Annotated in this window: 12 protein-coding genes and 1 other RNA gene; 4 read left to right on the top strand and 9 right to left on the bottom strand. The window is 68.7% G+C overall.

All coding sequences use genetic code 11. From position 1 onward, the window contains the following. From BN1056_RS02145 to BN1056_RS02125, 5 genes are read right to left on the bottom strand one after another with little or no spacing between them, the layout of a single operon-like run. On the bottom strand, positions 1 to 918 hold the full coding sequence (locus BN1056_RS02145) for a dihydrodipicolinate synthase family protein (protein ID WP_210578678.1): 918 nt from the start codon (positions 916 to 918) through the stop codon (positions 1 to 3). Positions 919 to 974: 56 nt separating this feature from the next. After that, the gene (locus tag BN1056_RS02140; protein WP_210578676.1) at positions 975 to 1799 is read right to left on the bottom strand and encodes an ATP-binding cassette domain-containing protein; all 825 of its coding nucleotides are present in this window, start codon (positions 1797 to 1799) and stop codon (positions 975 to 977) included. Continuing rightward, the gene (locus BN1056_RS02135; protein WP_210578674.1) at positions 1799 to 3943 is read right to left on the bottom strand and encodes a dipeptide/oligopeptide/nickel ABC transporter permease/ATP-binding protein; all 2145 of its coding nucleotides are present in this window, start codon (positions 3941 to 3943) and stop codon (positions 1799 to 1801) included. The genes BN1056_RS02140 and BN1056_RS02135 overlap by 1 nt, the downstream gene beginning before the upstream one ends. Then, the gene (locus BN1056_RS02130; RefSeq protein ID WP_210578672.1) at positions 3943 to 4908 is read right to left on the bottom strand and encodes an ABC transporter permease; all 966 of its coding nucleotides are present in this window, start codon (positions 4906 to 4908) and stop codon (positions 3943 to 3945) included. The genes BN1056_RS02135 and BN1056_RS02130 overlap by 1 nt, the downstream gene beginning before the upstream one ends. Positions 4909 to 4948: 40 nt before the next feature. Then, on the bottom strand, positions 4949 to 6580 hold the full coding sequence (locus BN1056_RS02125; protein WP_210578670.1) for an ABC transporter substrate-binding protein: 1632 nt from the start codon (positions 6578 to 6580) through the stop codon (positions 4949 to 4951). Positions 6581 to 6773: 193 nt separating this feature from the next. On the opposite strand from BN1056_RS02125, the gene BN1056_RS02120 reads away from it, so the two are divergent. After that, positions 6774 to 7505 carry a FadR/GntR family transcriptional regulator gene (locus BN1056_RS02120; RefSeq protein ID WP_210578666.1) on the top strand — a complete coding sequence of 244 codons (732 nt, stop codon included), beginning with the start codon at positions 6774 to 6776 and terminating at the stop codon, positions 7503 to 7505. A 45-nt stretch (positions 7506 to 7550) separates the two neighbouring features. Here the strand turns inward: BN1056_RS02120 and BN1056_RS02115 are convergent, their stop codons facing one another. Continuing rightward, positions 7551 to 8675 carry an alpha/beta hydrolase fold domain-containing protein gene (locus BN1056_RS02115; RefSeq protein ID WP_210578663.1) on the bottom strand — a complete coding sequence of 375 codons (1125 nt, stop codon included), beginning with the start codon at positions 8673 to 8675 and terminating at the stop codon, positions 7551 to 7553. A gap of 187 nt (positions 8676 to 8862) precedes the next feature. Between BN1056_RS02115 and BN1056_RS02110 the strand changes: the two genes are divergently transcribed. Continuing rightward, positions 8863 to 9516, top strand: coding sequence for a hypothetical protein (locus tag BN1056_RS02110; protein ID WP_210578660.1), 654 nt, complete (start codon positions 8863 to 8865; stop codon positions 9514 to 9516). A gap of 55 nt (positions 9517 to 9571) precedes the next feature. Then, a complete protein-coding gene (locus tag BN1056_RS02105; RefSeq protein ID WP_210578657.1) occupies positions 9572 to 10087 on the top strand; it encodes a hypothetical protein in 516 nt (171 codons plus the stop codon). On the opposite strand, the gene BN1056_RS02100 is transcribed toward BN1056_RS02105, so the two are convergent. The 3 genes from BN1056_RS02100 to ssrA form a co-directional block, all read right to left on the bottom strand. After that, positions 10035 to 10847 (bottom strand): hypothetical protein, encoded by an 813-nt coding sequence (locus BN1056_RS02100; RefSeq protein WP_210578654.1) that lies wholly within the window; start codon positions 10845 to 10847, stop codon positions 10035 to 10037. The two genes, BN1056_RS02105 and BN1056_RS02100, sit on opposite strands and share 53 nt — an antisense overlap. 175 nt (positions 10848 to 11022) lie before the next feature. Further along, on the bottom strand, positions 11023 to 11847 hold the full coding sequence (locus BN1056_RS02095; protein WP_210578652.1) for a MerR family transcriptional regulator: 825 nt from the start codon (positions 11845 to 11847) through the stop codon (positions 11023 to 11025). A 378-nt stretch (positions 11848 to 12225) separates the two neighbouring features. Continuing rightward, positions 12226 to 12596: a transfer-messenger RNA gene (ssrA, locus tag BN1056_RS02090) on the bottom strand. Positions 12597 to 12770: 174 nt separating this feature from the next. Here ssrA and BN1056_RS02085 point away from each other — a divergent pair. Further along, entirely contained in the window at positions 12771 to 13766 is a 996-nt protein-coding gene (locus tag BN1056_RS02085) for an aldo/keto reductase (protein WP_210578649.1), read from the top strand. Positions 13767 to 13771 lie beyond the last annotated feature (5 nt).

Genomic DNA, 13771 nt, shown 5'->3' with positions numbered 1-13771 from the left:
TCAGATCAGCCCCTGGGCGCGGGCGATCGCCAGCACGCCGTCGCGGGCCTCGCCGTCCAGGGCCCGTACCGGGAAGGCCATGTCATTGGTGTCGATGGTGCCCTGGGCGGCCATGACGGTCTTGAAGGCGCCGATGCCGGTGGCATCGCCGGAGCGGCCGCGCGGCACGTAGACGATCTCGAAGCCCGCGCACAGCTGGTCCTGGATATCGCGGGCCACGGCCCAGTTTCCGGCCTGGGCGGCCTCCCACAGCGCCACGTAGCGGCCTGGGTCCACGTTGCCGTATCCGGGCACGCAGCCGTCCCCGCCCAGCAGCAGCATGCCGTCCACCACGCACTCGTGACCGGAGAGCACGGCCAGCGGGTGGCCGGCGGCGGCGTTGGCGGCCACCAGCCGGCGGAAGCCGACGTCGTCACCGGAGGAGTCCTTGACGCCGGCGAGCACGCCTTCCTTGCCCAGGGCCACGAGCAGGTCGCGGCCCAGCTTCTTGCCGTTCAGGCGCACCGGCACGTCATAGGCCAGCAGTGGCACGTTCAGCGCGGCGGCAATGGCGCGGAAGTGGTCGGCGATCTCGGCGGCGTCGTTGATCGCGTAGAAGGGGCAGGTGGCGACGACGGCATCGACGCCGAGCACTTCGGCCCGCCTGGCCTGCTCGATGACCCGGTGCGCAGTGGTGTCGATGGCGCCGGCCAGCACGGGCACGCGCCCGGCGGCCCGCTCGACGACGGTGGCGATGACGGCGTCGCGCTGGGAGTCGGTCAGGTAGGCGACTTCGCCGGAGGAGCCGCCGACGAACAGGCCGTGCACGCCGGAGGAGATGAGGAAGTCGACGGTGCGGCCGAGGGAGTCCATGTCGATCTCGCCGTGCTTGAAGGGGGTGACGACCGGCGGGATGACGCCGGTGAAGCGGGTGTCCATGTGACGGTTTCCTTGCGGGTTGGGGTGCAGGTTAGGGGTGTTTGTGGGGCGGCCGATCAGGCCTCGAGCAGGGAGGGCACGGAGCCGAGCAGCGTGCGCGTGTACTCCTGCTGGGGGTGGGCGAAGATCTCCGCCGTCGTGTTCATCTCCAGGATCTTGCCGAAGTACATGACGGCGATGCGGTCGGAGACGTAGCGGACCGTGTTGATGTCGTGGCTGATGAACACCAGCCCCAGACCGAGGGCGGCCTTGAGGTCCTGCAGCAGGTTGAGGACCTGGGCGCGCACGGACACGTCCAGGGCGCTGGTGGGCTCGTCGGCGACGATGATGTCCGGGTCCAGGGCCAGTGCCCGGGCGATGGCGACGCGCTGGCGCTGGCCGCCGGAGATCTGCCGGGGCAGCACCTCCAGGGCGCTGGGCGGCAGGCCCACCAGGTGCAGCAGATCGCGGACCTTCGCCTCGCGTTCGGCGGGTGAGCCGATGCCGTGGACGTTGAGTGGGTCGATGAGCGTGTCGTGCACGATCATGCGCGGGTTCAGCGCGGTGGCCGGGTCCTGGAAGACCACGGACACCGAGCGGCCCAGGGCGCGCCGGTCGGCGGCGGAGTGCCCGAGGGGGCGCCCCTTGAAGTAGACCTCGCCGCGAGTCAGCGGTTGCAGGCCGGTCATGACGCGGGCGGTGGTGGACTTCCCGCAGCCGGACTCCCCCACCAGTCCGAGGGTCTCGCCGCGCTTGACCTTCAAGGAAACGTTGTTGACGGCGTGGACCGTGTCGGGGCGGAACAGCTTGCCGGTGCGGGACTTGTGAATGACGTGGGCATGGCGCAGCTCGATGACCGGATCGGTCTCGGGATTCCAGCCGGCGTACTTGTCGGTGGGCATCAGTGGGCCTCCTTGGCGAGGATCGCCTCGAGCTCGGGCGTGATGGCGTAGTAGTGCTCGCCGGCGCCGGCCACGGGCCGCAGCACCGGGCGGGTGTTCAGGCCGACGTCGGGGTGGGATGAGCGCGGGGCGAAGCGGTCGCCGGCCACGAACTCCTGCGGGCTGGGCACGGTGCCGCGCACCTGGTGCAGGCGCTTGGATCCGGCCTCGATGGAGAGCACCGCGCCGAGCAGGCCGCGGGTGTACTCGTGGACGGGGTTGGTCAGCAGTTCGGCGGTGGTGGCCTGCTCGACCACCTGGCCGGCGTACATGACGGTGATGCGGTGGGCGACCTTGGCCACCAGGGCCAGGTCGTGGCTGACGAAGACCATGGCGAAGCCGAGCTTCTCGCGCAGCTGGTTCAGCAGGTCGATGACCTGCTTCTGGACGGTGACGTCCAGGGCGGTGGTGGGCTCGTCGGCGATGACCAGGCTGGGGTCGCGGGTGAGCGCCATGGCGATCAGCACGCGCTGGCGCTGCCCGCCGGACAGCTCGTGCGGGTAGCTCTTCAGGGTGCGCACCGGGTCCAGGCCCACCAGCTCAAGCAGTTCCTCGGCGCTGCGGGTGCCGCCGCGGGAGGTGAGCTGCTTCATCTGGGAGCGGATGAGCATGGAGGGGTTCAGGGAGGACAGAGCGTCCTGGTAGATCATGCTCATCTCGTGGCCGCGCAGGGCGTTGTGGTCCTTGGGGCTCAGCTCCAGCAGGTCGCGACCCTGGAAGCGGATCCGTCCGGTGATGCGCGCGCTGGACGGCAGCAGCCCCATGACCGCCATGGAGGTGATGGACTTCCCGCAGCCGGACTCCCCGACCAGGCCCATGGTCTCGCCGGGGCGCACGGAGAATGACACGCCGTCGACGATATTCACCTCCCCGTGCTGAGCGGGGAAGGCGATCGACAGGTCCTCCACCTCCAGCACGGGCGCGGCCTGCGGGGTGGGGTAGACGAGCCGGTCGTGGCGGGCCAGTTCGGCGTCGCGCAGGGCGGCCAGCCGCTCGGCGAGCGGGACCTTCTCGGCGGCGGGCTCCACGATCCCGGTCAGGGCGCTCTTCTGCCCGCCGGGGACGGCGTCGGCGGTCAGCTCGGCGTGGGAGCGCACGGCGTGGCCGGCCTCGTCCCAGGCCTGCTGGGTCTGCATGGCCTCCTCGTCGGCCTCGACGTCCACATGGGCGCGGATACGCGGGGAGGCCATGGCGTCGGTCAGGCCCTCGGACAGGATGTTCAGGCACAGGGTGGTGATCAGGATCATCAGCCCGGGGAAGAACGTCGGCCACCAGTGGCCGGACAGCAGCAGGGCCTTGCCCTCGGAGAGCATGTTGCCCCAGGTGGGGGTGTTGACGGCCTTGATGCCGGCCCCGATGAATGACAGGGAGGCCTCGAAGACGATGGCGTCGGCCACCAGGACGGTGGCGTAGACCATGATCGGGGCGACGCAGTTGCGCACCACGTGCTTGGCCAGGATCCAGGGGACGCGGGCCCCCATGACCTTGGAGGCGGCCACGTAGTCCTCGCCGAACTGGGCGAGGATATTGGCGCGCACCACGCGGGTGAGCTGTGGGGTGTAGACGACCGCCGTGGCGATGATGATCACGGCCACCATCGGCAGCCCGGAGGCGGACATGGCCAGCACCAGCACGGCCGCGAGCGCGATCCCGGGGAAGGACATGACCACGTCCAGCACGCGCATGACCACCTCCCCGATCCACTTGCGGCTGGTGGCGGCGATGGCGCCGAGGACCGCGGCCAGGGCCAGGGCGATGCCGGTGGCGCTCAAGCCCACCACCAGGGAGACGCGGGCGCCGTAGATGGCGCGGGAGAAGATGTCCCGGCCGGTGGCGTCGGTGCCGAACAGGTGCGCGGCGGAGGGGGCGACGGCGGGGTCGGAGGAGACGACGTCGCCCACGCCCTCCACATGGGTGACGGTCTCGGCGGAGGCCAGGCCGGTGGCGCCCGGATGATAGGGGGCCACCAGCGGGGCGAAGACGGCCATCAGGGCGATGAGGGCCAGCACGATGACGGCGATCTTGGAGCCCAGCGGCAGGCGGCGCCAGCCCTGGAAGCGCAGGCCGGGGGCGGCAACCTTGTCCAGTGTGCGGCGGTGGGGCATCAGACGCTCCTGATCCTCGGGTTGACCAGCACGTAGAGCATGTCAACGACGATGTTGATGATGATGAAGGCCAGTGCGACCGTGATGGACACGCCCTGGACGATGTTGACGTCATTGCGGGTGATGCCCTGGAAGATGAGCTGTCCCATCCCCTGGATGTTGAAGATCATCTCGATGACGACGGCGCCGCCCATGGCGTAGCCGAGCCGCAGGCCCAGCACCGTCAGCGGGGTGATCAGGGCGTTGCGCAGAACGTTGCGGGCGACGACGACGTGCTTGGGGATGCCGGCGCCGATGGCGGTGCGCACGTAGTCGCGGTCGAGCTCCTCGACCATGGCGGTGCGCACCACGCGGGTCAGGGTGCCGGTGTTGGGGACGGCGACGGCCAGGGCGGGCAGGAAGATCTGCCGCGCGTAGGCGCCGGGGTCATCGCCGAAGGAGACCCATTGGGTGACCACCGAGGGGAAGGTGCCGGTGGCGCCGGGGATGTCGCCGAACCACTGGATCAGCAGCAGGGCCAGCCAGAAGGAGGGGGTGGCCAGGCACAGGATGGAGATCACGCGGATGACCTGGTCGGGCCAGGCGTCCCGGTACAGGGCGGCGATCACGCCGAGGATGGTGGCGGCGATGACGGCCAGGAAGATGCCGATGAAGGTCAGCTGCAGGGTGATGGGGAAGGCGTTGGCGACCATGTCGGTGATCTTCACGCCGGTGAAAGTGGTGCCGAGGTCGCCGTGCGCCAGGCCCACCAGGTAGTCCCAGAAGCGTTGCAGCAGCGGGTCGTTGAGGTGGTGGGCCTGGCGGTACTGCTCGAGGGCGTCGGCCGTGGCGGCCTCCCCCAGCGCCAGGCGCGCCGGGTCGGCCGAGGAGAACGACATGACGACGAATACGAGCAGTGTCACGCCCAGCACCATGATCGGCAGCGCCACCAGGCGGCGGCCGATCAGGCGGAGGAGGTTGGACACGGGAGTGCTCCTTGTTGCCGGAACTGGGGGAGGCGGACGGTCAGGCGGCGGTGGTGCCGACGTCGATGAAGGACAGGCCGGTCAGGGCGATCGGCTGGAATCCGACCAGCGCCTCGGCGTCGTAGGCGGTGGGCGACTTGCGGTGGAAGATCGGGTAGAGCGGCACGTCTGCGGCGATCAGGTCGAAGATCTCCTGCCACTTGGCCACCTGGGCGTCGCCGTCGAGCTGGACGGCCTCGTCCAGGGCGGCCTGCACCTGGTTGTAGGCGTCGGTGCCCTTCCAGTGCAGGCGGGTGTCGGTCCAGATGTCGCCGGCGTACCACCAGCGCATGAGCAGGTCCGCGTCGTTGCCGAAGACGGAGGGGTCGCCGGGGGCGATGACCACGTCCCAGTCGCCCTGGGCGGAGTCGATGAAGGCGTAGACGTCCGCGGACTTCTTCTCCTCGTAGTTGACGGTGATGCCTAGGGCCTCGAGGTTCTCGCGGATGATCGGGCGGACGGAGGCGAACCAGCCGTGGTCGGAGCACAGCAGGTTGATGCTGGTCACCCCGGCCTCGGCCAGCAGCGACTTGGCCTTGTCGGCGTCGTAGGTGTAGACGGTGCTGGCCTGCTTGTAGGCGGGGTGGTCGGCCTGGACGAAGCAGGTGGCGGGGGTGGCGAGCGTGCCCATGCCGGTCTCGCAGATCTTGTCGTAGTCCAGGGCGTACATGATCGCCTGGCGGGCCTTGACGTCGGAGAGCGTGGCGTTGTTGAACATGGCGAACAGCAGGGAGAAGCCCTGCTGGGCGGCCACGGTGATGGGCGCCTGCATGGTGGCCAGGTTGGCCACGGGGACGGCGTCGATGGCCTGGACGGTGCCGGAGGTGATGGCGTTGGTGCGGGTGGTGTCGTCGGGCAGGATCTGCCAGGTCATGGACTTGGCCAGCGCCGGGTGGGGGCCGTTGTAGTTGTCGTTGCGCTCGAAGACGATGGTCTGGGAGGCGGCGCCGTTGTCGGTCATGGTGTAGGGGCCGGTGCCGACCGGGTTCATGTCGAAGGCGGCGGCGTCGGCCTCGACGGCGGCGCGGGGCACGATCTTGACCACGCTGATGCGTTCGGCCACCAGCGAGTAGGGGTACTTGGTGGTGATGGTGATGGTGGCGTCGTCCTTCTTCGTCACGGAGTCGATGAAGGTGATGAACTGGGAGTACAGCGAGTTGTTGTCCGGGTCCAGGACGCGCTCGAAGGAGAAGACCACGTCGTCGGCGGTGACGGGCGTGCCGTCGGAGAAGACGGCGCCGTCGCGCAGGGTCACCTCATAGGTGGTGTCATCCACCTGGGTGGGCAGGTCGGCGGCCAGGGCGGCGTAGCACTCGCGGGTGGCGGGGTGCAGCTCGGTCAGGCCCTCCAGGGTGTGCCAGTTGGCGGCGACGGTGAGTGCGGCAGTGGTGGTCATGGGGTCGTAGCCGTTGGTGCCCAGCTCGTAGGAGATGCCGGCGGTGATGGTGCCGTCGGCGTTGGAGGCCGCGGCGTTGGCGGCAGGATCGGCCGCCACTGCCGTGGCTCCGGAATCGGAGGATGAGCTGGAACCGCCGCAGGCGGCGAGGCCGGCGGCCAGGCCGGCGGCCAGGCCCAGCGTGGAGGAAAGGCGGATGAAGTCGCGGCGGGAGGCGCGGGGAGCAGAGATCGTCATTGAGGACTCCTGAGATCGGACATCTGTTGTCTGATGTCGGTAGAATGAATGTAGCAGGCATCGGACATCTGATCAATCCCCGGACGGAAGATGGATTATGTGTAACGATGACCTGAGAGCCCTCCCGGCTTCACCTGGCCGGGAGGCGATAGGCGCGCGAGCGCAGCGGAGCCGAAGAGGGGACGAGCGAGCCATGACCGCCGTGGAGATCAAGCGCGGGGCCTACACCGCATCCAGTGGGGCGACCACGCAGGCCACCAGCGCCATGAATGCCATCAAGGACTACATCCTGCAATCCCACCTCCAGCCCGGCGACCCGCTGCCGACCGAGTCGCAGCTGTGCGAGACCCTGGGTGTGTCCCGCTCCTCCGTGCGCGAGGCCATCCGCACGCTGGCGGCCCTGGACATCGTGGAGGTGCGCCACGGCCACGGCATGTTCGTGGGCCAGGTGTCGATGCGCCCCATGGTGGAGTCCCTTGTCTTCCGGGGGCTGCTCAAGCCGGGCGACGACTACCGCAGCCTGCGCGAGGTGGTTCAGGTGCGCCGCACCCTGGACGCCGACCTCGCGGAGGCGGTGGTGGCGGCCTGGAAGGGACGCGAGGACGCGGAGATCGACGCCGTCGTGGATGAGATGGAGGCGCTGGCGAAGCGTGGGGAGACCTTCACCGACCAGGACCGCAGCTTCCACCAGATGCTGCTGGCGCCGGTACCCAATCAGCTGTTCGCCCACCTGATGGAGGCGTTCTGGGCGATTCACACCCTGACGGTTCCCATGCTCCATGCCCCGCGCCCGGAGGACATCGTCAAGACCGCCAACGCCCATCGGGCCATGCTGCAGGCGGCCCGCGCCGGGGACGTGGGCGCCTACCGGGAGGCGATAGTGGCGCACTACGAGCCGCTGGAGAAGGCCCTCACCCGCGACTGACCCCCACCGAGATCGGTAGAAGTTACGTACCGAGATCGGTAGAAGCTACGGCTGCGGCCGCCCGAGCCCACCATCGAGCTCGCCACCGCAGTCATTCGCGGCGATCATCGGGAAGGTCCCCTCCCCCACCACCCGCGCCAGGTTGAGGCGCGGGTCTTCGGGCTCAAGCAGCCGGGTGAGCCAGCTCAGTCGCGCGGTCTCCAGGCCGTCGCGCAGCCAGGTGGCGCTGACGTACTCCATGGCGTGGGTGGCTCCCGGCCACACGTGCAGCTCGCAGTCCCCGCCGTCACGCCACAGGGCCGCGGCGAAGGCGACCACCTCGTCCCGGAAGGTCTCGGCCCCGGCGACGGACAGGAAGATCGGGGGTAACCCGGCCAGAGCGCCCGGCTGGTCGACGGCGCGGCCGGCCGCCTCATGCACGCTCACCGCCGCTCCGCCCCGCCGGCCGGGCAGGATCTGCTCCCAGGCCCAGTCGTTCCAGTGCGCCGGCCACAGCCCGTCGTCGGGGAACTGGCGGGCCGACGGCGGCTGCACCGCGCCGTCGGGGCCAGGCAGCCCGGTGCGGTCGTCCAGCATCGGGTAGTCGAGCAGGTAACCCAGCGCCCGAGGCCCACCGCGGTCCCGAGCGGTCAGAGCCAGGCAGGCGGCCAGTCCCCCGCCGCCGCTGGGCCCGACGACGACGATGCGCTCCGGGTCCGCCCCGTAGTCCGCGGCGTGCTCGGCGGCCCAGGCCAGTGCCGCCAGGCAGTCCTCCCCCGCTGCGGGTGCGGGGTGCTCCGGCGCCAGGCGGTACTCCGGGGCGAGGACGACGCCGCCGAAGCGCCGCGCCCAGGCGGTCGGGGCGGCCAGGTCGTCGAAGCGGCAGCCCATCACCCGCCCGCCGCCGTGGATGGACAGCAGCAGCGGGGCGCCCGGCTGCGCCGCGCCGTCGGTCGGGGTGACGACGGTCAGCGGCATGGTGGTGCCGTCGGCGCGAGTGAGGGTCGCCTCGTGCAGGTGCGCGTCCGGGCAGGCGGCCAGATAGACGGCGCGGCGCCGGGCGATCGGGATGCGACGGTCGGTCAGCGTGGAGCTGTTCAGGGGCGGGAGTCCGCCGGCGGCCTCGAGGCGCTGGAGTACGAGCGCGGTGGCGGGCTCGTAGGGCGGGCGGGGCGGCGTCGTCGGCGTCATGGGCGGAGAGTACGCGTGCCGGCGCCCCGATCCGCTCCGCCTGGGCGGGCGAATTCGAAGAACCGGGTTGAAAGGCATGCACGGGCACCCAGGCGGCGTATCCTTCAATTCCGAGGCGGGCGTGTCGCATGGGTGCGAGAAAAAGGCGGTCATGTTCTGTTCACTTGCCCGTAGGCGAGGAGGCGCCGTGAACAAGAACGTGAATAAGAAGCAGACCGCCGGGGTCGTCGTCTTGGCCGGGATCGCCCTGCTCGCTGTCCCGTTCGCTATCGGTAAGAGCGGCGATGCCGCGACCGCCGCACCCGAACCGGCGGCGTCGCCTGAGGCACCGATCGCGCCGGAAGTACAGAAGCTCGCCCATCACGAGCTCGAGGGCGACGACTTGACCTTCGCCCCCGGGGTCGAGGTGCCCACAGCAGCAGACCTCATTCCCGAACTCGCGGGCGCCACCGTTCAGACGCAGGACGGCTCCGACCTCACCCTCGAGGCCGACGCAGAGAACCCCGTGGCCAGGCGCGCCCTGGAGGACAGTGGACTGGACCCCGACTCCACCGGCGTGGTGGTTCACGTGGCCGAGGGAGACCTCGCGGTTTCCGAGGCCCTGTACTGGCAGTGCGGCTGGATCGACGAGTACTTGAACGCGGCCGACGCCGGAGACACCACGCGCATGGATAGCGCCGAGGCACAATTGAGCACCTTCCCCACCCTCAACGCCATCACCACCTACGCGCCGGAATTCGCCGAGATGCACTCGTACATCGTGGTGCCCATGATTGACGGCGACCTCGATATCGGGCGCCGATGGCTCGACAAGAACTGCCAGACTTACATTAACCGCTGACACCACGCGGCCAGGCGGCGCACGAGGCTGCGGTCTCGCGAAAGGATGAGCGTTCATGACCGGAACGCCTGTACGGCGATTGCTCAGTTCCGGCGCAGTCATCGCAATCTACATCGCGTGCTGCGTGGTTTTGGGCATATCCGGGCACCTGGCACTAATCAGGGACGAGTCCATTCCCACGCCCATAATCCAGCTCTACACCGCGCTCCTCGTGATGCCACTCGTTTTGCCCGCAGTCGCCCTCCACATCGACAACAAGCTCAAGGCAAACCAGACATGGTGGACGAGCCTGCTACTGGCACTGGCCGAGTACCCACTATACCTGCTCGGAATCGCCCTACACTTCCGGTGCATCAACCCCATCATGGATGCGTCGCTTACCCCATGGTCATTGTACGCGGTGAGTGCCGTGTTTCCTGCGGCGACCGTATTGATCGCCCGGATCTACCGGATCATACGGCCGCCGCAGGAGCCCCAGAGATCGGGCGAGCAGAAAGCAAGCGTGAAGAGCCACGGGTCTACGCGTACGGATCCTCGTAGTCAGCTAGCCAGAACCCCGTCGTACCCGTGAGAAACGCCTTGCCGTCCACCACGCTCCCGGGGTGCGGCGCAGGTGTTGTGCCGATGGGAAGTCCCAGTGTGATGGGGAATCCACAATCGGCGTTCACCTTGTACCACTGATTTCCAGTGAGGCGGTTCGTCACGATCGTCACCTCATTGCAGACGGCCTTCAGCATGCCGATGGGGCTGACGTCTTCTGGCCCGGCCTCGCCGCTGTAGAGCGCGAACAGCCAGGGGCTAGCGACGAACCGCGGGCCGATGTAGACCTCGTTGGGCAGGTCTTCGTCCATCCTCTTTGCCGGCGAGTCCTTCATGCTGATCGGCGTCTGGACCTTCTCCCAGTCCTCCTCCGAGTCGAACACCTCGACGTCCACGGCGATCGCACCAACCCGGTAGTCGCCGTAGCGCGCCACCGGTCCGTCCGCCTCAAGCCCGTACACCGGATACATGTGGGGATCGTCGACCCAAATCAGCAGGCGAGTCATCTCCTCGCCGTCCTCGTAGAGGACGCTGAGATGGGCGATGCCCGGTACGACCTGCCAGCCCTCGACGCTGACACGCGCAGTGCCGACCACGGTGAGCGACTCTCTCGAGCTGCCGTCCGCGGTCTCGAACAAGCAGATGTTCGCCCCCGAGTCGTCGGTGTAGACCACGATGTGGTTGAACTGATCGTTGCGCGGCAGGCCCACCATCGCAGGCAGCGGCAGCAGGTCGTAGGTTGCCTGCCAGTCAGGCAGAAACCCCATTGCTTCCAGGTAGTTGTTCTCCATGCCAGCAGGGTCTCACGAAGGTCCGACACGAAAGCTGGCGACTTCAGACCGGACAGGCGGCGCCAGCACGGCCTAGGACAATCCACCTCGCCGATGATTCACCCATCCCGGGCTTCACCGGCGAGGTGGATTGCCGCAATCCCTCCAGGGGCTTCGCTGTGGTGCGACTGCACGCTCAGCCGAGGGGTAGGCACACCTCGGTCACGAGCTGGTCGGCAGGAACCTCGTCCGGCGTCGTGAGGTAGATGTTGAACGATTTGTCCGCCAGGGAGTCGTCTGCCGGCGGTGTCAGCCCCTCGGCGGCGATTCGGGTTGCCAGCCGGTCGTGAGCCCCGGTGAGCTGGTCGTACGGACCGACGACGTGGGCCACGAGGCAGTCTCGAGCCGGAAGTTCATGGATCTGCAGCGGGGCAGCGGCCGTTGTTCCGGGTGCGACGGGCAGGAAGATCTCCTCGTCGACGTCACGCTCGGTGAACTCGGCGTCGTGCTCGATCACTCCGCACGGGCCGATGGGCGTGATGCCCTGCCGGGCGATCTCCGGCATCATGCGGGCCCAGAGGAGATGCTCGTCGGCGTAGGTTGGGACGACGTCGCGCAGGGCGACGATGGTCATGGCCGCGATGGTGCGGCGCTCGACGGTGATGGACATGCTGGTTTCTCCTTCGATGAGGTGAGAGATGAGAGCCAGCCGAGCCTGGGCGGCGCGCGTCTCCTCGATGACGGTCTCGCGCTGGAGCTCCAGCGCAGCCGACCATGCCGGGGTGCCGCGGGCGGCGAGCAGGGCGGAGATGGCGGAGACGCCGAACCCGACATCGCGCAGGTTCCGGATGTCCGCGGCGTCGCGCAGCTGGTGCGGCGCATAGCGGCGGTATCCCGTCCACGGGTCGACGTCGGCGGGCACGAGCACACCGTGAGCGTCGTAGTGGCGCAGCATGCGTACCGACAGGCGAGTCAATGAGCTGAACTCGCCGATCGTCATGAGATTCGTGGTCTCGGCCATGAGTCAACCATGTGCCCTCACACCGTGTCAGGGTCAACCCTCAGGGCCATCGACGGGCGGGGCGGCGACGCCCCGCATCCCTGGGGCGACTGCAACGGTTGCCCCGCCGGTGTATTGCACGACCCCGGGCGGTGTTCCACGACCTTGGTGCGTACTGCACGACCCCGGGGTGGTCGTGCAACAGGCACAAAGGTCGTGGAGTGTCACCAAGGTCGTGCTGAAGACCGCCTCCAGCACCCACGATCAACACCAAGTCACATGTGAAGCAGCGTCTCAACACCGATAACCCGATGACCCGACTCTCACACGCAGGATCGAAGCCGGACAAGAAAACAAAGAACCTGCTGGCGCGTGACCGTGTCAGCGCCAGCAGGTTCTTGGTGGAGATGCGGGGAATCGAACCCCGGTCCGACGGTGGTGCAACAGGACTTCTCCGGGTGCAGTTCGCTGCTGTTTTTCTCGGCCCCGGCGTCTCACGCGAACAAGGACGCCGACGGGCTCAGCCACCTTGAAGTCCCGAGACCCCCGGTGGCGTGGGGCCTCAGCAGTGGCTTCCTAGATGACGCCAGGAACCGGGGCGGAAGCTCCCCCGGGCTGACGGACTTCGAGGCTCGCCTCAGGCGGCGAGGGCGAAGTCGGTGCGAGTGTTATCGGCACCTATTGGTTCGCACAGAGCGTTGACGAGATGACTGTGCATCCTCGACCCGCTTCTCCTGAATCCACGACCGTCGTCGAAACCGATCATCCCCTGTTGAGTTTTCCCCGCCCGGCATGCCTCGCGGGAACCCGCTGAAACCTCAGCAACTCAAGGATACCAGCGCCGGTTGCAGCGGCCGCGAGACCTTCGCCACTAGATTTGTTTCGCCGGACCACTGGGAGCCGCTAGGCTGACGGCACCGGCACAAACTCGTAGGAGGCCCGTCATGGAGACCCGCCCGCTCCCCGCCCTCGATCGCAATATCTCCGCCGTCGGCGTCGGCACCTGGCAGCTCGGCACCGACTGGGGCGAGGTCACCGCCGATGACGCCACCGCCACCCTGCAGGCGGCGCTCGACGCCGGCGTCACCTTCATCGACACCGCCGACGTCTACGGCGACGGCCGCTCCGAACGGTTCGTCGGCGCCTTCGCCACCGCCCACCCCGACGCCGGACTCACCATCGCCACCAAGATGGGCCGACGCGTGGAGCAGCTCCCCGAGAACTACACGCGCGACGCCTTCCTGGCCTGGAACGACCGTTCCCGGCGGAACCTGGGCGTGGACACCATCGACCTGGTGCAGCTGCACTGCCCGCCCAGTGAGGTCATCTCCGCCGAGCGCACCTGGGACTGGTTGGAGGAGATGGTGGCGGACGGCCGCATCCGCGCCTACGGGGTCAGCGTGGAGACCTGCGCCCAGGCCCTGGATGCCATGCGGCGCCCCGGGTGCGCCAGCGTGCAGATCATCCTCAACGTCTTCCGCCGCAAGCCGCTGGAGCAGGTGCTGCCCACAGCGCAGGCCACGAGCACCGCGATCATCGCCCGCGTGCCGCTGGCCTCCGGGCTGCTGTCCGGCCGCTACACCGCGGACACCACCTTCCCCGCCTCCGACCACCGCAACTACAACCGCGACGGCTCCGCCTTCGACATCGGCGAGACCTTCTCCGGCGTGCCCTTCGACGTCGGTGTCAAGGCCGCCCAGGAGTTCACCGCCCTGTGCCGCGAACTCGGCCCGGCGGGCGCCTCCCCCGCCCAGGTGGCGCTGCGCTGGATCCTGGACCAGCCGGGCGTAACCACGGTGATCCCCGGCGCGCGCAACGCCGAGCAGGCCCGCGCCAACGCCGCGGCCGCCGCGCTGGAACCGCTCAGCGAGCAGTTGCACGCGGCCCTGGCGGACCTGTACGACCGGCGCATCCGCGCCCACGTGCACGACCGCTGGTAAGGCGA

It is taken from the genome of Actinomyces succiniciruminis (assembly GCF_900002405.1).
GTDB lineage: Bacteria > Actinomycetota > Actinomycetes > Actinomycetales > Actinomycetaceae > Actinomyces > Actinomyces succiniciruminis.
The sequence above is the reverse complement of the archived record's forward strand: the minus strand, read 5'-3'. Positions and strand labels throughout refer to the sequence as shown.

What these genes read in the sequence shown, in the direction of transcription:
- BN1056_RS02145 (WP_210578678.1), bottom strand. Translation starts at nt 918, where the DNA reads ATGGACACCCGCTTCACCGGCGTCATCCCGCCGGTCGTCACCCCCTTC.
- BN1056_RS02140 (WP_210578676.1), bottom strand. Translation starts at nt 1,799, where the DNA reads ATGCCCACCGACAAGTACGCCGGCTGGAATCCCGAGACCGATCCGGTC.
- BN1056_RS02135 (WP_210578674.1), bottom strand. Translation starts at nt 3,943, where the DNA reads ATGCCCCACCGCCGCACACTGGACAAGGTTGCCGCCCCCGGCCTGCGC.
- BN1056_RS02125 (WP_210578670.1), bottom strand. Translation starts at nt 6,580, where the DNA reads ATGACGATCTCTGCTCCCCGCGCCTCCCGCCGCGACTTCATCCGCCTT.
- BN1056_RS02120 (WP_210578666.1), top strand. Translation starts at nt 6,774, where the DNA reads ATGACCGCCGTGGAGATCAAGCGCGGGGCCTACACCGCATCCAGTGGG.
- BN1056_RS02115 (WP_210578663.1), bottom strand. Translation starts at nt 8,675, where the DNA reads ATGACGCCGACGACGCCGCCCCGCCCGCCCTACGAGCCCGCCACCGCG.
- BN1056_RS02105 (WP_210578657.1), top strand. Translation starts at nt 9,572, where the DNA reads ATGACCGGAACGCCTGTACGGCGATTGCTCAGTTCCGGCGCAGTCATC.
- BN1056_RS02100 (WP_210578654.1), bottom strand. Translation starts at nt 10,847, where the DNA reads ATGGAGAACAACTACCTGGAAGCAATGGGGTTTCTGCCTGACTGGCAG.
- BN1056_RS02095 (WP_210578652.1), bottom strand. Translation starts at nt 11,847, where the DNA reads ATGGCCGAGACCACGAATCTCATGACGATCGGCGAGTTCAGCTCATTG.
- BN1056_RS02085 (WP_210578649.1), top strand. Translation starts at nt 12,771, where the DNA reads ATGGAGACCCGCCCGCTCCCCGCCCTCGATCGCAATATCTCCGCCGTC.